This is a genomic window from Streptomyces sp. NRRL F-5727, from assembly GCF_000719555.1.
Taxonomy (GTDB): domain Bacteria; phylum Actinomycetota; class Actinomycetes; order Streptomycetales; family Streptomycetaceae; genus Streptomyces.
Map to the genome: position 1 here is coordinate 1 of NZ_JOGX01000064.1, position 16725 is coordinate 16725.

A 16725-nucleotide genomic window follows, 5' to 3' on the forward strand; every position below is an offset into this window, starting at 1 on the left:
CGCATCCACAACACCCTCCAGAACGCCAAGGGCACCGGCGCCGACCTCACCATCCACGCCACCACCTCCCACGGCGACATCACCGCCCACGCCAACTGAACCCGCGGTGAGCAGCGGAACGGGCGGCCGGGAGGGAGCCGCCCGTTCAGGGGCGCTGTTAGCCTGCGGTTCATGATCAAGGGCGGCTTGGCAGGTCGAATAGGCCGGATGGCGGGGGACAGCGGCCCGGAGCGCGTGCTGGTCGCCGCCAGTTTCGTCAACCGGGTCGGCAACGGTCTGTTCAACGCGGCGTTGGCGCTCTATTTCACCTTGGTCGTGGGCCTGCCCGCGGCGCAGGTCGGCGCGGCGCTCACCATCGCCGGAGTGATCGGCTTGTGCGCGGGGATACCGGGGGGCCATCTCGCCGACCGGCGCGGCGCACGCGCGATCCTGATGCTGGCCCTCGCGGTCCAGGCGGTGTCGATGGCGGCCCTCGTCCTCGTCGAGAGCTGGGCCGCGCTCACGATCATCGCGACGGTCGACCAGATCGCCGCGGCGGTCGGCGGGGCGGCGTGGGGGGCTTTGGTGGTCCGGGTCGGGGGAGAGCGACCGGCCGTGTTCCGGGCGAAGCTGCGGACCTTCGTCAACCTGGGCGTCGTCCTGGGGACGGTGGGTGCCGGGCTGGCGCTGGCCGCGGACACCCGCGGCGCCTATGTCGCGCTGATTCTCGGCAACGCGGCGAGCTTCGCCCTGTGCGCGGTACTGCTGCTTCTGCTGCCCCGCTATCCGGTGTTGGCGGCGCCGCCGCGGCAGCGGCGCTGGCTGGTCCTCGCCGACCGTCCGTTCCTGACGTTCGCCGCCCTCTACGGGGCCATGGGGCTGCAGTACCCGGTGGTGTCCCTGCTCCTGCCGATCTGGATCTCCCAGCACACGGAAGCGCCGCGCTGGACGGTGGCCGCGCTGTTCGCGGTCAATTCCGCCTTCTGCGTACTGATGCAGACCAGGATCGGCTCCCGTATCGAGACCCCGCACGACGGCGGCAGGGCGTTTCGCACCGCGGGACTGCTCTTCCTCGTCAGCTGTCCGATGATGGCGCTGGCGGCGTACGCCCCCGTCTGGGCGGCGGCAGGACTGGTCCTGGCGGCGATCTTCGTCCACAGTCTGGGAGAGGTCTGGGAGTCCTCGGCGTGCTTCGCCCTGGGTTTCGGTCTCGCGCCCGACCATGCCCAGGGCCAGTACCAGGGTGTCCTCGGCCTCGGCTTCAACGCGGGCCAGGCTCTTGCCCCCGCGATCCTCACGACGGTGGTGCTGGGCCTCGGCACGGCGGGCTGGCTGCTGCTGGCATCGTTCTTCGCCGCCCTGGGTGCCGCCGGCCCGGCTCTCGCCCGCTGGGGCATGCGGACCCGGCCGCAGCCGGGTGTTGCTGCGGAAGCGGAAGCGGCGAGATGACCCCGTCAGGGGTGTCGGCCCTTGGCCTTCTGGCGGGCGTAGTAGGCGCGGGAGCGGTTGCGGTCGCCGCAGTCCTTCGTGTTGCACCAGCGGCGGTTCCGGCGGGGTGACGTGTCGAGGTAGACCCAGCCGCACGTGGCGTCTTCGCACTGGTGGAGTCGGTCGAGGTCCTCGCGCTGGGTGAGGGCGACGAGCCCGCGGACGATGCGGTGGCCGGGCAGGCCCAGGTCGGTGTCCCGGTCCCGCCACTGCCAGCGGTCGCCCGCGCGGACCAGATCGGCCGCGGCGATCGCCGCCCGGTACATGTCCGCCAGGTGCCGCGCGGCTTCGGCGTCGCCCTCGAAGAGGATCGCGTACGCCCTCTCGCGCGCCTCGACGACCCGCTCCCGTTCCCGCTCCGCCGCCGCGGCGTCCCGGTCGGCGAGGTCGCGCAGGGCCGCGGCCTCGTCCGGGCCGAGCAGGTCGGATTCGAGGCACCAGTCGACGACGTCGGAGAACGTCTTGAGGGCCTCGGCGCGTTCGGGGCCGCCGAGCCGCCAGGCGACGGTGTTCACCAGGTCGAGCATGCGGTCACCCGCGATGTGGCCGAACCGCACCACCCACTCCTCTCGCCGCCGGGGGCGTCGCTCACGCCCGCCCGTCCAGCACCTCACGGGCAAAAGCATTATTGCACGTGAGGTGATCATCTTGGCATCATGCGTGAACAGCCAATCACCCATGAGGTACGCGAGGGGACCGACCATGCCCGCCACCGTTCTCAGACCGTTCACCGCACTGTGGGCGTCCCAAGCGTCCTCGAACCTCGCCGACGGACTGCTGCAGGCCGCCGCGCCGCTGCTCGTCGCCACGCTCAGCCGCGACCCGCTCGTGGTGGCCGGCATGACGGTGGTGCAGTTCCTGCCCTGGCTGCTGGCGACCCTGCCCGCCGGCGCGATGGCCGACCGCATGGACCGACGCCGGATCCTCGTCCTCGGCAACGGGCTGCGCGCGTCCGGCTTCGCCCTGCTCGCCCTCTCCCTCGCCGGCGGATGGCGCCACGTCGCACTTCTCTACGCCGCGGTGTTCGTCGCCGGCTGTGCCGAGACGATCGTCGACAACGCCGCCCTCGCGATCCCGCCGCGCCTGCTGCCGCGGGCCGAGCTCGAGCGCGCCAACGGCAGGCTGTTCGCCACCCAGTCCGTCATCAACACGTTCGTCGGTCCGCCCGCCGGCGCGGCGTTGTTCGCGCTGGCGGCGTCGGCGGCCTTCTTCACCGGCGCGGCCGCGTACGGCCTCGCCGGACTGGCGGCCCTGCTGCTGCCCGCGCTGCGCCCGATGGGCGAGACACCCGAGGACCGCCGCTCGCGCCCGGCCGGCGTCGCCCAGGACATCCGCTCCGGATGGGCGCACTTCTGGGGCCACCGACTGCTGCGCCGCGTCGCGTTCATCTCGGCGGCGATCAACTTCTTCGGCGCGGTCACCGGCGGACTCCTGGTCCTGCTGGTCACCGGCCCGTACGGGCTTCCCATGTCGAGCTACGGCTTGTTCGTCGCCGTCCCGGCGGCCGGCGCGATCGCGGGCTCCCTGCTCGCCGCGCACGTCGTTCCCCGCGTCGGCGGCGGCCCCACCACCTGGTTCGCCGCCCTCACCCCGGCCGCCGGTTACGCCGTCCTCGGGCTCGGTCACAGCACCCCCCTGGCCCTGGCCGCGATGTTCGGTGCCGCCCTGGCCTCCTCCCTGAACCAGATCGTCGTCAGCACCCTGCGCCAGGCGGCGGTCCCGGACGAGCTCCTCGGCCGCGTCACCGCCGCCTACCGCCTGATCGTCCTGGGCGTCGTCCCCCTCGGAGCCCTCACCGGCGGTCTCCTCGGACGCGGCCTGGGCATCCGTCACACCTTCGTCGCCGCGGCCGCCGGACTCGCCCTCGCCGCCGTCCCGCTGGCCTCCCGGGTCACCACCCAGGCCCTCCGCGACGCCGAAACACCGGGCGGGGAACCATCGGCCGGACGCGGTGACGCCGAGACCGGGGGGACCGGGGGCGCGGCGGACGGACCGGTCACGCCGACCACCCGGAGTGGGGCAGCATGACGAACCGCCGCATCATCGCCGGAAAGCCACGCCTGGGCCGACCACCAGCTCGACGCCGAGTGAGCCGCCGCCCAGCCGCACTCGCCTAACGCTCCGACAGCACCGGCAGCGCGGCCGCCTTCTTCCACACCGTCAGCAGGGCGTCGTCCACCGGCCTCATCTCGCCCTGGTACAGCTGCGCGTGGCCGTCCTTCGCCGTGTCGGTCCAGCCGTGGGTGGCGAACACATAGGTGCTGCCCTCCTTCAGTCGACCTGTGGTCCCCTCGTCCAGCCCGTAGGTGACCCGCACGGTGCCCCGCACGGTGCCCCGCAGGACGGAGGCGACCTCCACCCGGTAGACGTCCTGCGTCCACCCCTCGACGTCCCGCTGCTCCTCGAACGCCGCCACGCGCCCGGTGAACACGTTCTCGGTGTGGGGAGCGGTGCTCGCCGGGCTGGTGGCGTCGTAGCCGCGCAGCACGTGTCCGCCGAGCGGTTCCGTCCACTGCTGGTACCCGAACCAGCCGCCCGCCACCAACGCCCCGGCGGCCACCGCGCCCGCCGCCATGCCCGTCGTCTTCTTCATGGTCATCCCCACAGCGCGTGATACGCCTTGATGTCGTTCTCGGTCGGGCCGTCGAGCCTCTTGCCCGCGATGTGGTCGTACGCGGCCCACAGCAGCGAGGGATGCATCCCGTAGCCGTACGCCTTGTGGCAGAAGCCGAGCGCGTGGCCCAGCTCGTGCGCCGCGACCCGCCGGCGGTGCTCGTCCTTGCCGTACCTCTTCCCGGTGTCCAGGTAGGCCCGGTTGAGCAGCAGATGGTCCGTGCCGTGCCGTGCCGCCCACTTGCCGTAGACGTCGCGCCACTGGCCGCTCGTGCTGTCGGCGTCCCGCCACTCCACGTCGGCGTACGAGGTCGCCCCGTCCTGCACGATCCTCACCTGTCTGAGCGTGCCCGCCGTCCAGACCTTGACCGCGTGCTTGCGCGCGTCGTCGAACTTCGACTCGTCGTCCCAGGCGACCTCGGTGCCGTCCACCGAAGACCGTCCGCGCGAGTCGGACTCGCCGCTCTCGCACCTGTGCGGGGCCGCGGCCCGGACGGCGTGGGCCGGGGCCGGGAGCGCCAGCAGAACAGCGGCAGCCGACGCGGCCGCGAACGCTAAGGTGTTCGTCCTCATAGTCACCGGACGATAGCGTTCCGTGACCGGCTGTGGCGTCTTCTCGCCATCCCGGACGTCGGGCCCCGCGGCGCTGATCACGCCGCGACAGCCCTCGTACGGCCGGCGTCAGGGGACCAGCGGTCCGGCCAGGACGTCCCTCCCCGCCTGAAGGTCACCGGTCCAGGTGAGCGCGTCGCTGTCCCGCGGCTTGCGTCCCCACAGCACCAGCAGCAGGTCCTCGGCGGTGCCCGAGACCTCGGCGACCGGGTCGCCGGGGCCGTAGGTCCAGCGGTGGCCGGAGTCCGTGGCGGTGATCCGTACGGACTGGGCGGGAGCGGCGGCGGCACCCCTCGCGACCATGATGGGGGCCATGGTGTCGAAGACCTCGGCCACACCGTCGGCGGCGAGTTCCGGATTCACGGGGGTGGGCGTGCCGAGCGCGCGCTCGGCGTCCCAGCGGTGGATCAGCGTCTCGTGGTAGCGGCGGCGACGCCAGAACCCGACCGTGTGCGGCGGTGCGAACGTCCACGCCGGCGTGGCGGGGTCGGCCGACAGCGCCTCCACCAGTCTGTCCGCGGAGTCGGCGTACCAAGCCCTGAGGCCCGCCTGGTCGCGGGGCACGGCGGTCTCGTCGTAGTCGTCGCCGTGACCCTCCTTCACCGCCGTGACGACCCACAGGTTTCCCGCGCCCATGTGCGCGGCCAGATCCGCCAGTCTCCAATCCCCGCAGTGCTCGACCGGGGCCGACAGGTCACCGTCCAACAGGGCGCCGAAAAGGGTGAGTTCGCGCCGGAGTTCAGTCACGTAGTCCATGGCCGCAAAGCTACAGTCCACCGCATTCGCGCGCCTCGCCTGCGAACGGGGGCGGCTGCCCCGGGGTGAACCCGTTGGCTGGAGAACCGCCCGAATCCCGACGGAGTTCCTGGTTCCGTTGTCGCGATCATCACGCCACGTTCCGAGACGGGCCGTGGACACGCCGAGTAGGCGGCTGTGAGCATTCCGTGCGTCTGTTCCCTCTTGATCAGAAGGAGTACGGCGTGCACAGTTCCACCGGCCGGTCCCGCGGACCGGCACGGCGAGGCAGGGCACTGACCCCGCCTCTCGCTCGGGCCCTTCCCCTCGCTCTGGTCCTCCTCGCCGAGACGGGCGTCGCGTTGTCCGTCGGGTCGGACGCCGCCGCGGCGGCCCCCGCGCCCCGCGTCTCGGAGTCGGCGGCTCCGCGGGAAGAAGTGAACGCACGTCTCACCGCGCAGGCCCAAGGCCGCCGGATCGAGGTCGTGGAGGCACGTACGGAGAGCACCACCCTGTGGGCGAATCCCGACGGCACCATGTCGATGGAGTCGTTCGCGGGACCGGTCCGGTTCAAGGAGCGCGGCCGCTGGGTCGGGGTCGACCTGACGCTGGTGAGGAACGCGGACGGTTCCGTCGGCCCGAAGGCCCACCCCCGCGGGCTGCGCCTGGCCGGCCGTACGGGCACGTCCGGCGGCGACCTCGCCGTACTCGGCCGGGGCGGGAAGGAACTCGCGCTCGGCTGGAAGGGCGCGCTGCCGGAACCCCGTCTGAACGGGGCGAAGGCCACCTACGACGACGTTCTCCCCGGCACGGACCTGGTCGTGGAGGCCACGCGTACCGGGTTCGAGCAGTACCTGGTCGTGGGGGACCGCCAGGCGGCCGAACGGGCCGCGGACCTGACCCTCCCGGTACGCGCCGAGGGCATCACGGTACGTCAGGGACAGGACGACACACTGACGTTGACGGACGCCCGCACCGGCGACAGCGTGGGCCGCGGCACCACGCCGTACATGTGGGACGCCGGCGCCGGCGGGGAGAACGCTCCCGGCGCCCGCACGGCCCGCGTGGACCTGGGCGTCACCGAGCGCGGCGACGGCTTCGACCTGCGGGTCTCGGCGGACCGGAGCTTCCTCGCCGACGACTCGACCCGCTACCCGGTGACCATCGACCCGGCCGTCTACTTCGGCACGGACTTCGACACCTACGTCCGCAACGGCGACACCGCCGACTTCTCCGCCGGAGTCGACCTGCGCGTCGGCCGGGAGTGGCAGAAGGGCGAGGCCCGCTCGTTCATCAACTTCCCCCGCCACTCCTCGGTCACCGGCCAGGACATCCTGAACGCCGAGCTCAACCTCTTCGCCACCTGGTCGGACAACTGCACACCGCGCTCCTGGGAGATCTGGGACACCGGCACCGCGTCGTCCGCCACCCGCTGGAGCAACCAGCCCTCATGGCGCTCGAAGGTGACCTCCTCCAGCCAGACCCACGGCCACTCCGACTGCGGCCCGCGCTGGATATCGGAGGACATCACCTCCCTCGTGAAGCAGTGGTCGAAGACCACGAACACGGTCGACACCCTCGGTCTGCGCGCGACCGACGAGAACGACGTCACCGCGTTCAAGATCTTCGCCTCCGCGCAGACCACCACCGCGCCGTCGATCCTCGTCACGTACGAGACGCCGGCCGATCCGGTCAAGGACCACGTCGTCTACTGGAACGACGTCCTGCAGGAGACCTACCGCCAGGTCGGCGGCGCGCCCGGGCCCCTGGCCAGGGCCGGGGCGATGATGCACGGTGCCGTCTACGACGCGGCCAACTCGGCGCGGTGCGCCGAGGGCACGCTCAAGTGCCTCGGTGACGCCTACCTCGTCAAGGCGACCGCGTCGAACGGCGCGCTGCCGGACGTGAACAGCGCCATCGACCACGCCGCCTTCGAGGTGCTGCGGTCCCTGTACCCGACGCTGAACTTCGACGACGAGATCGCCGCCGCCCGCTCCACCATCCCCGCCGCCGTCACCACCGCCCAGCGCGCCGCCGGCACCGAGGTCGGGCAGAAGGCCGCCGCCGCGATGATCGCCGCCCGCCAGAACGACGGTTCCGCGCCCGTCGCCCCGTACACCGGCTCCTCGCAGCCCGGCTACTGGCGGCCCACCGGCACCGGCGACGGCGCCACCCCGCAGTGGGGACTGGTGAAGCCCTTCGGCATGGCGAGCAGCGCGCAGTTCCGGCGGACCGGCCCGGCCGGCCACACCCAGATGAGCACGCTGCTGCCGAGTCAGGCGTACGCCGACCAGGTCAACGACGTGAAGAGCCTGGGCGGCGCCGAGTCCACCACCCGTACGGCCGACCAGACCCGGGCTGCCCTCTTCTGGGCCAACGATCTCGACGGCACCTACAAGCCGCCGGGCCAGCTCTTCGAGCACACCCAGATCCTGTCCCGCCAGCACGGCACCACCGTCGCGGGCAACGCCAAGCTGTTCGCGCTCACGGCCTTCGCCATGGCGGACGCGGGCATCGTCGCCTGGGACCAGAAGTACCAGACGGACATCGACCTGTGGCGCCCGGAGAGCGCGATCCGGCTCGACGGCGACGGCAACGCGAACACCACCGCCGACGGCAACTGGCAGCCGCTCTCGCAGGACCGCAACGGCCGGCACTTCTCCCCGCCCTTCCCGGCCTACGTCTCGGGCCACGCCACCTTCGCCGGGGCGTGGTCCCAGGCCACCCAGGCGTGGTTCGGCACGGACCGGATCACCTGGACGGCGACCACCGAGGACCCCAACGCCCTCGGCGTCACCCGCACCTTCACCACCATCTCCGCGGCCGCCGCCGAGAACGCCGTCGGCCGGGTCTGGCTCGGCGTCCACTACCGCTGGGACGGCACCGACGGCGTCACCGCCGGAGGCGACGCCGCCGCCTACGGCGTCGCGAACAAGCTCAAGCCGAACACGGCCGCGGACTGGACCGCCTACGAGACCCTGCACAACCTCACCGGCTGCGAGGAGGTCGGCAAGCGCCTCGTGGCCGAACACCGCTGGAGCACGTACCAGTGCACCCAGGTCCAGGCACCGGGCCCCGACCACACCCTGTACGTGAAGTAGCCGGACGCCGAGGAGGAAAGACACCGACATGCGTACTCGACACCGCAGCCGTACCCAGCCCCGTCGGGGCACCCGTCGGGCGACCCTCGCCCTGCTCGCGGCCTGCGCCGCCGGCGCCGTCGCCACCCCGCTCGCCCTGGCGGCCGCCTCCGCCGAACCGGCCCCCGCCGCGGCCGTCGTGGACGACCGGCTGCTGCCGACCCCGGACGCGCCGCGGATCTCCGACGGCTCGTACGCGGGCTTCCGGCTCTGCGGCGACCCGGCCGGACACCCCGTCGTCAGCGGCGAAAGCCCCACGCTCGCCGCCACGCTGGAGTCCGTCGCCCCGCCCGGTACGGTCGAACCCGCCCGGCCCGGTCCCCGCCGCAAGGTCACCTTCGAGGTCGACACCGCCGCCGGCGAGCCCGTGCTCCACCGGCAGCTCACCAGCGACACCAGCCACGACGCCGCCCTCCAGGTGCCCGCCGGGACCCTGACCGACGGTGCCTACCGCTGGCGTGTCCGCGTGAAGGACGGAGACACGGCCTCCGCCTGGACCGCCTGGTGCGACTTCACGGTCAGGCGCGCCTGACCGACACCGCGACCGGTCACGGGCGAACCCCGCCCGTGACCGGTTGTCCACAACCTCCCGGATCCCCCTTCCGCACGCGCCTGCGGACGCGTTGGATGGACACGAACAGGGACGTCCGCTCGTGAAGGGGGAACAGCCAGTGGAACGACGCACCGGCCGGAGGACACTGTGGACGGGCCTCGGCATCGCGGCCGTCATCGCCGTGGTGGCGGGCCTCGTGTGGTTCAAGCCGTGGGCCCTGTGGGTGGACGAGACTGTCGACGAAGCGCTGCCCACCACCGGCACGAGCGCGCCCCCGTCGGCGGCATCACCGACGGTCGGCACCAGCCCGACCACGACGCCCACCCCCACCGGACCCACCGGTCCCGTCACCCTCGCCCAGGGCTCCTTCATCAGCCACGAGCACGCGACCACCGGCACCGCGAAGGTCATCCGCCTCGCGGACGGCACCCACACCCTGCGCCTCGAAGGACTCGACACCAGCAACGGCCCCGATCTGCGCGTCTGGCTGAGCGACTCCCCGGTCAAGCCCGGCAGGGCGGGCTGGGGCGTCTTCGACGACGGCCGATACGTGAACCTGGCCAAGCTCAAGGGCAACAAGGGCGACCAGAACTATTCCCTGCCGGCGGACGTCGACTGGTCCACGTACCCCAGCGTGAGCATATGGTGCGACCGCTTCGACGTCTCCTTCGGTGCAGCGACCCTGGCCCGCGTCTGACATCGCCCCCGGGGCGTTCACCGACGGCTCCCGGAGCCGCCCCTCCAGCGCCTCGACGTCACCCCGACCGCCGCCGCGGCCGACGCGTGCCGGCGGGCGGGCGGCGGTCGGGACCGGGAGGAGTGGCGCGCCCCCGTGAACGACCAGCCGTACCGCCCCACCTGCTGACCGCACCGCCGGCACGGCGAGGGGCGCCGGGGGCGGCGGGTCTCGGCTTCGGCGGGTACGCGATCGGATCGGGTTCCCAGCGCCAGTCCTCTCCCTGGTGGACGACCCGGCCGGGGAGGGGGCTGGGCCCGCCGTCGCGGCCGGCGTGCCAGTAGACGAGGGCGATCACCACGACGAGGAGCCCGGCCATGCCGAGCGCGGTCCAGGCCGTCGGGTCGCCCTCGGCGAGCCGTGGCACACCCGTGGTCCAGAGGTAACGCCCGAGCCGCCAGACGGCCATGACCGCGACGTACCCGAGCCCGAGGGCGAAGGGCAGGAAGACCAGCCCGAGCCCCAGACACCCCTTGTCCACGCCGTCACGTCGCATCGCCGCTCCCTCGGCGTCCCGCCCGCGGGGTGCCGCCGGGGCGGGCATACCCGGACCGGACGGGTGCGACACGCCGACTGCGGTCCCCGGGCGGCCCACCGCCCCTCTACGGGGGGAGGGGAGCCCGCCCGGTGGCGGCCGTCGGTCAGTGGTCGTCCCAGTGGCCGTCGTGCGCGGCGTGGCGGTGACCGTCGTGGAGGTAGTCGACGTGGTCACCGTGGCGGACGCTCTCGTGACCGCAGTCCTGACCGTGCCGGTGGTCGTGGCCCGCGTGCGAGACGTGCTCCGCGGGCTCGCACTCGTCCCAGTGGCCGCCGTGGTCGCGGTGCAGGTGGCCGTCGTGCGCGTAGTCGACGTGGTCGCCGTGCCGCACCTCGGCGTGGCCGCAGCCGGGGCCGTGGTCGTGGGCGTGGGAGACGTGTTCCTGGTGGAGCGTGGTCATGGTGCTCACCTTCGAAGGGGGTGCGGGTGGTGACGTCGGACAGGCTGCCACGTAAATCCGGCATATTCGACTTTTCCGGCGTCGTGGCGTACGGGGCCGGGCCTGTGGGCCGGCCGCCCGTTCGCTTTCCCGGATGGGGCGTACGGGAGCCGGTCACCAACTCCGGTGCACGGCCGCCTTGGTGCCGGTCACCAGGCTGGCCGGCGGAACGTCGTCGGCGACGACCGCGCCGGCGGCGATCACGGCGTCACGGCCGATGGTGACGCCGGGCAGGATCGTGGCAGCGGCACCGATCCAGACGTTCTCCGCCACGTCGATGGGCGCGCCGGTGAGGTACAGCCGCCGCTCCTCGGGGTCGACCGGGTGGCCGCTGGTGATGAACGTGACCTTCGGCCCGATCATCGTCCGCTCGCCGATGCGGATCCCGGCGTAGTCCAGGAACGTGCAGTTCTGGTTGACGAAGACGCGCTCGGCGAGGTCCAGGTTCAGGCCGTGGTCCGTGTAGAAGGGCGGATAGATCGTGACCCTCGACGGAAGAGGCTTGCCGAGGATCTGTTCGAACAGCTCGGCCTTGGCCTCTTCGTCCTCGAACGGCAGGACGTTCAGGCGGGAGGTGAGCTCGGTGACCCGCAGGACCCTTTCGGCCATCGCCTGGAACTCCGCGCTGTGGATGCGCATGAGACGGTCGCTGGGCATGCCACGGTCCTCTCCTGTGCCGGTGACTGGGCAGGTGTCCGGCACTCTACGGGGCGTCCGACGGCCCGTCGCAGGCGATGCCGTCGCCGCTACGGCACGCCCACGACCGTCTCGCACCGCGTCGCCGAGTCGAAGGCGCCCGCCTGGCCGTCGCAGCGGTCGGTGGCGGCACCGCCGTCGAGGCGGTCGTTGCCGGGGCCCGCGAGGATCTCGTCGTCGGCGTCGCCACCGCGCAGGACGTCGTGGCCGCCGGCGGAGCCGACGGTGGTGTCGGCGTCGAAGTTGACGTTGTCGCCGAAGAGGGTGTCGGCGCCGCCCCGGCCCTCGATGACGTCGTGGCCGGCGGCGGTCTGGGTGGCGTCGCCGACCGAGCTCTCGCCGACGAGGAGTTCGTCCGTGGCGCCGCCGACGATGCGGTCGTGGCCGGCGCCCGTGGCGGGGCCGCCGGCCGGGTCGTTGATGTTGTGGTCGCCGAGGGCGAAGAAGCCGCCGTCCGTGCCGAGGTCGATGAGGTCGTCGCCGCCGGCGCCGTGCGCCGCCGTCACGCCCTCGCTGTCGCCGATGACGTTGTCCCCCTCACCCGCTCCGGCGAGCAGGATGTCGTCGCCGGCGCCGGTCGCGGATCCTTCGAGGGGCGCGGCCGAGTCGCCGATGAGACCGTCGTTGCCGCCGCCGCCCTCGATGCGGTCGTTGCCGCCGCCGCTCGCGTTGCCGCCGCCGAGGCTGAGGCTGTCGCCGTCGAGGTGGGAGTCGTCGCCGGGGCCGCCGTAGAGCTGGTCGTTGCCGCCGCCGGTCGCGTTTCCGTTGTCGGACTGGGAGTCGCCGAGCAGGTTGTCGGCGCCGTTGCCGCCGTACAGGACGTCGTGGCCGCCGCCGACGGCCGGCCCGTTGGCGACGTACACGTCGCCGTTCACGTCGTCGTCGCCGTCGCCGCCGTGGAGGCGGTCGTTGCCGAGACCGCCGGAGACGGTGTCGTTGCCGCCGAGGGCGCAGACGGTGTCGTTGCCGCCGCGGCCGTCGATGACGTCGGCGCCGCCGGAGCCGACGATGACGTCGTTGCCGGGGGTGCCGGTGATCGTGCCGGAGCCGGTGAGGGTGGCGGGCAGCCCGAAGCAGGTGGGCTGGGCGGCGACGGCGGTCGAGGGGGTGCCGAGGAGAAGCAGGGCCGCGGCCGCCAGGCCGGTGGTGAGCGGACGGGCCATGGAGGACCTCCGTGTCGCGGGTGTCGGCGCCGGGTGGCGCCCGTTCCGGACGATAGGGGCGCCACCGGGGCCGGGCGACCGAGGCCCTGTCAACCGGGTGAGGACCGGGGCCGTACGGGTGGGGCCGCGCCGGCCCCGGCCGTCAGACCCCGGTCGTCAGACCACGGCGCGTCAGACCACGGCCAGCCGGTCGACCAGCAGCTCCACCCTCGGTGCGGCGTCCTGCGGCAGCAGTCTGCCCGCCCGGGTCAGGGTCGCGAGGCCGTGCAGGGACGCCCAGAAGACCTCGGTGAACATGCCGGGGTGGACGCCGTCCCCGGCGACCTCGCCCAGGCTCTCCTGGAGCGCGGCGAAGGCGTCCTTCAGCGGCTCCGGCGTGTGCTCCTGCGCGTACGGCAGGCCGCCGTCGAGCTGGAACAGGGCGTCGTAGACCGCGGGGTTGCGCGTGGCGAAGTCGAGGTACGTACGGGCGAGGGCGGCGACCCGCTCGCGCGGGCCGTCCGCGGCGGACGTCGCGGCCCGTACCGCGGCGGCCAGCTCGGCGGCGCCTTCGAGGGCGACGGCGCCGATGATCTCGCGCTTGCCGCGGAAGTGGCTGTAGAGGACGGGCTGGCTGTACTCGATGCGCTCGGCGAGCCGGCGGGTGGTGACCGCGTCCCAGCCCTGCTGCTCGGCGAGTTCGCGGGCCGTGGCCACGATGAGGCGTTCGCGTTCCGCCCGTTCACGCTGCTTGCGTTCCTGTACCGACATGATTCGATCCTAGCACCGCTAGACAATCGAGCGGCAGCAGTACTAGCGTTGCCTCATCACCTAGCAACGCTAGATCCCGGGAGGGGCGTCATGCTCAACGCACTTGAGGTCGTCACCACGGTCGTCATCGGTGTGATGGTGGGGGTGGAGTTCGCCGTGTCCTTCGTGATGAACCCGATCCTCAACGCGCTCCCCGACGACAGCACCCAGCGCGGCCACGCCCACGGGGGCCGGATGCTCGGCGCCGTGATGCCCGTCTGGTACGTCGGTTCCCTCGTCCTCGTCACGGTGTGGGCCGTCGCCGGCTGGGGCACCGCCGGCATCGGCCTCGTCGTCACCGCCGGCGCGCTGCTGATCCTGAGCGTGGTCATGTCGCTCCTGCTGCTGGTCCCGATCAACAACCGGAACAAGACGTGGACGCCCGAGAACCGGCCCGCCGACTGGAAGGAGCAGATCAACCGCTGGAACCGCTACCACTACGTCCGCGTCGCCGTGATCATCGCCGCCTTCACGTCACTCGTCGCCGCCCTGGTCTGACCCGCGGTCCCGGTCGGTCGGGTCCGCTCCGCCTCCGCACGATCCACGCAGCCCAGCAGGCCGTCGAAAGCCCGTCACCCGCAAGGAGAAGAACGATGTCGCTGAAGAAGACCAACACCGTCCTGGCCGCCGCCTTCATCCTCTTCATCCTCTGGTTCGGGACGGAGTTCATCATCAGCCCGGAGACGACGGCACCCGGCTTCGGCCTGCCGAGCTGGCCGTCCGGCGACGGCGGCGGCTTCCTGGTCGTCAAGGGCGTCCGCGACGTCGTGATGGCCCTGGTCCTGGCCGTCCTGCTGGTGACGGGCCACCGCCGGGCGCTCGGCTGGGCGCTGATGGTGGAGGCCCTGGCGGCGTACGGCGACATGGCCACGGTCCTGGCCCACCACGGCTCCCTGGCCACCGCACTCGGCGTCCACGCCCTGACCGGGACCCTGATGGTGGCCACCGGCCTGCTGATCATGCGCGAGACCGGCACGACCGCGAACGCGCCGGTGCCCCTCGCCCACCGCGCCGCCTGACGCGGGGCACGTGACGAACCGTCGCCCCACCGAAAGGAGAGGCCCCCGGCCAGGGACATCGTGTCCGCGGCCGGGGGCCTCTCGCGTACGAGCCGCCGCGCCCGCCGGGATCCCGCTCCGGCGACGGACCTCTGTCCGACCGGCAGGTCCAGGAACCTCGCCGGAGCCGGCGCGAGGAACGCCGACATCGCGGTGGCCGGGCGGGCCGCTTCGGGTCCGCCGGGCTCGGCCGCGAGACTGCGGAACGTCAGCTCCAGAGCGCGGTCACCGTCGCGTACGAGAAGCGTGGTGATCCGGGCCTGCTGCCCCGCCGGGCCGGCGAGCATCGTGCGCATCAACGCCCGTGTTCAGCAAGGGCGGTGGGCTCCGGGGTGGGGCCGGTCGTCGGCGGCCGTCCGCCCGGTCACGTCAGCACGAAGCATCCGCGCCGCTCCAGCCGGCTGAGGACCGGCAGGGACGGATCGATCCCGTTCCACCGCAGGTCGAGCTTCTCCAGCGACGGCATCCGGTCGAGCCAGTCGGGCAGGTGGTCGACGCGGTTGCTCCGCAGATCGAGCAGGCGCAGCAGCGGGAGGTCCTTCAGGGCCGTCGGTACGTCGGTGAGGGAGTTCTCGCGCAGGTCCAGGTGGCGCAGCTCGACCAACTCGCCTGTCGACGGCGGCAGGTGCTCGATCGCGTTCCCCCGCAGCCACAACTCGCGCAGGCCGCGGAGCCGGCCGATCGTGTCGGGCAGGGTGGTGAGTCGGTTGTGCTGCGCTCTGAGCTCGACGAGGCCGGTCATGCCGCCGATGGCGTCCGGGAGGACGGTCAGGGCGTTCTCGCCGACGTTGAGGTAGCGCAACCGGGTCAGGTTCCCCAGCGAGTCGGGAATCCGGGACAGCCTGTTGTCGTGCAGGTAGAGGCAGTCGTCGAGGCCGGTCAGCTCGCCGAGTTCGTCGGGGACCGACGTGAGGGCGTTGTGGCCCAGGTCCAGGGTGCGCAGCCGTGGGAGCCGCCCGATGTCCGGCGGGAGCGTCGTGAGCCCGTTGTCCGCGAGGATGAGCACGCGGAGTCCGGTCCGCTGCCAGACGGAATCGGGTACTTCTCCCAGGTCGTGGCGCCACAGGTTCAGCGCGTCCCGCACGGTCGTCTCTCCTTCGTCAGCGCTTCTCGGCGGCGGCTCGTCCGGTCCGCCGTCACTCCTCCGCCGTCTCTCCTCAGCCGTCACTCCTCGGCGGCCAGGCGCCGTACCTCCGCCAGCGCCTCGTCCACCGCCGCCGGGATGTCCGTCACCGGGAAGCGCGCGTGGCGCACGACGCGGTCGCGGTCCACCACCAGTACCGCGCGCTTCAGCCGGAGCAGCTGTCCGGCCCGGAAGGTGGGCAGCCGCAGGGCGGCGGCGAGGTGGAGGTCGACGTCCGAGAGAAGGGTGAAGGGGAGGCCCTCCTCGACGGCGAACACCCGCTGCTCGTCCGGGCGTTGGGTGCTGACGCCGCGTACCTCCGCGCCCGCCGCGCGGAAGTCCTCGTACGCGTCCCGGAAGAGCCGGTTCTCCAGCGTGCAGCCGACGGTGCCGGGGATGCCCGCCCAGCCGTCCGGCAGGGGGCCGGGGCTTCCGGTCGCCGGATAGCAGAAGAGGACGGTGGCCACGCCGCCGGCCACCGGGTCCACCGGCGCGCCGTCCCGGTGGCCCGGCAGCTCCAGGCGCGGCAGCCGCTCGCCCGCCAGGCCCGCGACGCGGCGCGCCTCCGCGCTCTCCTCGTCGGCGGTGCCGCTGAGCGACCCGTCGCCGAAGACCCAGCGGTCCGCCCAGTCCTGCATCGACAGCAGGACCGGCAGCAGCCCCCGACCGCTCTCCGTCAGCCGGTACTCGTGCCGCACCGGCCGGTCCTGGTAGGGGACCTTCTCCAGCACCCCCGCGTCCACCAGGTGTGCCAGGCGTTCGGTGAGCACCTTCCGGGAGATGCCCAGCTCCTCCTGGAGCGCGTCGAACCGGTGGTGTCCGCGCGCGGTCTCCCGGATCAGGAGCAGGCTCCACCAGTCGCCGACCACCGCCGCCGCCTGCGCGATCGCGCAGGCGGAGTCCCGCTCGGGCACCGACCTCATACGGCGTCTCCACTCCTTCGGCGCTCCGCACGCTGCGGTCGCTCTCCTCGGGACCATCTTGCGCCATGAGGTCAGTTCCCGATAGAAACTCACTCGGGACGAGTGAGTTCCCAAAAGAGACTAACGAAACCCAGGGGGGT

General features: G+C 72.6%; 18 protein-coding genes. 7 read left to right on the top strand and 11 right to left on the bottom strand.

The features are described from left to right. Positions 1 to 171 precede the first annotated feature (171 nt). On the top strand, positions 172 to 1428 hold the full coding sequence (locus IF73_RS0130730) for an MFS transporter (protein WP_051717475.1): 1257 nt from the start codon (positions 172 to 174) through the stop codon (positions 1426 to 1428). A gap of 5 nt (positions 1429 to 1433) precedes the next feature. Here the strand turns inward: IF73_RS0130730 and IF73_RS0130735 are convergent, their stop codons facing one another. After that, positions 1434 to 2024 (bottom strand): CGNR zinc finger domain-containing protein, encoded by a 591-nt coding sequence (locus IF73_RS0130735; protein WP_199806746.1) that lies wholly within the window; start codon positions 2022 to 2024, stop codon positions 1434 to 1436. A 145-nt stretch (positions 2025 to 2169) separates the two neighbouring features. Here IF73_RS0130735 and IF73_RS0130740 point away from each other — a divergent pair, with 145 nt between their 5' ends. Continuing rightward, positions 2170 to 3495 (top strand): MFS transporter, encoded by a 1326-nt coding sequence (locus IF73_RS0130740; RefSeq protein ID WP_078868351.1) that lies wholly within the window; start codon positions 2170 to 2172, stop codon positions 3493 to 3495. A gap of 85 nt (positions 3496 to 3580) precedes the next feature. Here the strand turns inward: IF73_RS0130740 and IF73_RS0130745 are convergent, their stop codons facing one another. From IF73_RS0130745 to IF73_RS0130755, 3 genes are all read right to left on the bottom strand, one after another. Then, positions 3581 to 4060, bottom strand: a complete 480-nt coding sequence (locus tag IF73_RS0130745) for a hypothetical protein (protein WP_031013784.1) — start codon at positions 4058 to 4060, stop codon at positions 3581 to 3583. A gap of 2 nt (positions 4061 to 4062) precedes the next feature. Further along, positions 4063 to 4512 (bottom strand): hypothetical protein, encoded by a 450-nt coding sequence (locus IF73_RS0130750; protein WP_051717476.1) that lies wholly within the window; start codon positions 4510 to 4512, stop codon positions 4063 to 4065. 249 nt (positions 4513 to 4761) lie between these two features. Beyond that, positions 4762 to 5448, bottom strand: coding sequence for a maleylpyruvate isomerase family mycothiol-dependent enzyme (locus IF73_RS0130755; RefSeq protein ID WP_031013786.1), 687 nt, complete (start codon positions 5446 to 5448; stop codon positions 4762 to 4764). A gap of 416 nt (positions 5449 to 5864) precedes the next feature. Here IF73_RS0130755 and IF73_RS38910 point away from each other — a divergent pair, with 416 nt between their 5' ends. The 3 genes from IF73_RS38910 (at position 5865) to IF73_RS0130770 (ending at position 9817) form a co-directional block, all read left to right on the top strand. Beyond that, positions 5865 to 8528 carry a DNRLRE domain-containing protein gene (locus IF73_RS38910; protein ID WP_051717478.1) on the top strand — a complete coding sequence of 888 codons (2664 nt, stop codon included), beginning with the start codon at positions 5865 to 5867 and terminating at the stop codon, positions 8526 to 8528. A 28-nt stretch (positions 8529 to 8556) separates the two neighbouring features. Continuing rightward, a complete protein-coding gene (locus IF73_RS0130765) occupies positions 8557 to 9099 on the top strand; it encodes a hypothetical protein (RefSeq protein ID WP_031013788.1) in 543 nt (180 codons plus the stop codon). Between the two features lie 139 nt (positions 9100 to 9238). After that, positions 9239 to 9817: a DM13 domain-containing protein gene (locus tag IF73_RS0130770; RefSeq protein ID WP_051717480.1), complete on the top strand. Its 579-nt coding sequence runs from the start codon at positions 9239 to 9241 to the stop codon at positions 9815 to 9817. 58 nt (positions 9818 to 9875) lie between these two features. On the opposite strand, the gene IF73_RS0130775 is transcribed toward IF73_RS0130770, so the two are convergent. The 5 genes from IF73_RS0130775 to IF73_RS0130795 all read right to left on the bottom strand — a co-directional run bounded on the left by IF73_RS0130775 (position 9876) and on the right by IF73_RS0130795 (position 13442). Further along, the gene (locus IF73_RS0130775; RefSeq protein ID WP_063833498.1) at positions 9876 to 10352 is read right to left on the bottom strand and encodes a hypothetical protein; all 477 of its coding nucleotides are present in this window, start codon (positions 10350 to 10352) and stop codon (positions 9876 to 9878) included. A gap of 145 nt (positions 10353 to 10497) precedes the next feature. Then, on the bottom strand, positions 10498 to 10794 hold the full coding sequence (locus IF73_RS0130780) for a hypothetical protein (RefSeq protein ID WP_031013791.1): 297 nt from the start codon (positions 10792 to 10794) through the stop codon (positions 10498 to 10500). A gap of 153 nt (positions 10795 to 10947) precedes the next feature. Then, a complete protein-coding gene (locus tag IF73_RS0130785) occupies positions 10948 to 11490 on the bottom strand; it encodes a DapH/DapD/GlmU-related protein (protein WP_031013793.1) in 543 nt (180 codons plus the stop codon). Positions 11491 to 11579: 89 nt separating this feature from the next. Continuing rightward, positions 11580 to 12692 carry a calcium-binding protein gene (locus IF73_RS0130790; RefSeq protein WP_051717482.1) on the bottom strand — a complete coding sequence of 371 codons (1113 nt, stop codon included), beginning with the start codon at positions 12690 to 12692 and terminating at the stop codon, positions 11580 to 11582. Positions 12693 to 12863: 171 nt separating this feature from the next. Continuing rightward, positions 12864 to 13442 carry a TetR/AcrR family transcriptional regulator gene (locus IF73_RS0130795; protein WP_031013797.1) on the bottom strand — a complete coding sequence of 193 codons (579 nt, stop codon included), beginning with the start codon at positions 13440 to 13442 and terminating at the stop codon, positions 12864 to 12866. Between the two features lie 90 nt (positions 13443 to 13532). On the opposite strand from IF73_RS0130795, the gene IF73_RS0130800 reads away from it, so the two are divergent. Together IF73_RS0130800 and IF73_RS0130805 are read left to right on the top strand one after the other, a co-directional pair. Continuing rightward, positions 13533 to 13979, top strand: coding sequence for a DUF1772 domain-containing protein (locus tag IF73_RS0130800; protein ID WP_031013798.1), 447 nt, complete (start codon positions 13533 to 13535; stop codon positions 13977 to 13979). A gap of 95 nt (positions 13980 to 14074) precedes the next feature. Next, positions 14075 to 14500, top strand: coding sequence for a DUF4267 domain-containing protein (locus IF73_RS0130805; RefSeq protein ID WP_031013799.1), 426 nt, complete (start codon positions 14075 to 14077; stop codon positions 14498 to 14500). Between the two features lie 403 nt (positions 14501 to 14903). Here the strand turns inward: IF73_RS0130805 and IF73_RS0130810 are convergent, their stop codons facing one another. Beyond that, positions 14904 to 15623: a leucine-rich repeat domain-containing protein gene (locus IF73_RS0130810; RefSeq protein WP_031013801.1), complete on the bottom strand. Its 720-nt coding sequence runs from the start codon at positions 15621 to 15623 to the stop codon at positions 14904 to 14906. Between the two features lie 80 nt (positions 15624 to 15703). Beyond that, complete coding sequence (locus IF73_RS0130815) at positions 15704 to 16585, bottom strand: winged helix-turn-helix transcriptional regulator (protein ID WP_031013802.1); 882 nt, start codon at positions 16583 to 16585, stop codon at positions 15704 to 15706. Positions 16586 to 16725 lie beyond the last annotated feature (140 nt).

What these genes read in the sequence shown, in the direction of transcription:
- IF73_RS0130730 (WP_051717475.1), top strand. Translation starts at nt 172, where the DNA reads ATGATCAAGGGCGGCTTGGCAGGTCGAATAGGCCGGATGGCGGGGGAC.
- IF73_RS0130740 (WP_078868351.1), top strand. Translation starts at nt 2,170, where the DNA reads ATGCCCGCCACCGTTCTCAGACCGTTCACCGCACTGTGGGCGTCCCAA.
- IF73_RS0130745 (WP_031013784.1), bottom strand. Translation starts at nt 4,060, where the DNA reads ATGAAGAAGACGACGGGCATGGCGGCGGGCGCGGTGGCCGCCGGGGCG.
- IF73_RS0130755 (WP_031013786.1), bottom strand. Translation starts at nt 5,448, where the DNA reads ATGGACTACGTGACTGAACTCCGGCGCGAACTCACCCTTTTCGGCGCC.
- IF73_RS0130765 (WP_031013788.1), top strand. Translation starts at nt 8,557, where the DNA reads ATGCGTACTCGACACCGCAGCCGTACCCAGCCCCGTCGGGGCACCCGT.
- IF73_RS0130775 (WP_063833498.1), bottom strand. Translation starts at nt 10,352, where the DNA reads ATGCGACGTGACGGCGTGGACAAGGGGTGTCTGGGGCTCGGGCTGGTC.
- IF73_RS0130780 (WP_031013791.1), bottom strand. Translation starts at nt 10,794, where the DNA reads ATGACCACGCTCCACCAGGAACACGTCTCCCACGCCCACGACCACGGC.
- IF73_RS0130785 (WP_031013793.1), bottom strand. Translation starts at nt 11,490, where the DNA reads ATGCCCAGCGACCGTCTCATGCGCATCCACAGCGCGGAGTTCCAGGCG.
- IF73_RS0130790 (WP_051717482.1), bottom strand. Translation starts at nt 12,692, where the DNA reads ATGGCCCGTCCGCTCACCACCGGCCTGGCGGCCGCGGCCCTGCTTCTC.
- IF73_RS0130795 (WP_031013797.1), bottom strand. Translation starts at nt 13,442, where the DNA reads ATGTCGGTACAGGAACGCAAGCAGCGTGAACGGGCGGAACGCGAACGC.
- IF73_RS0130800 (WP_031013798.1), top strand. Translation starts at nt 13,533, where the DNA reads ATGCTCAACGCACTTGAGGTCGTCACCACGGTCGTCATCGGTGTGATG.
- IF73_RS0130805 (WP_031013799.1), top strand. Translation starts at nt 14,075, where the DNA reads ATGTCGCTGAAGAAGACCAACACCGTCCTGGCCGCCGCCTTCATCCTC.
- IF73_RS0130815 (WP_031013802.1), bottom strand. Translation starts at nt 16,585, where the DNA reads ATGAGGTCGGTGCCCGAGCGGGACTCCGCCTGCGCGATCGCGCAGGCG.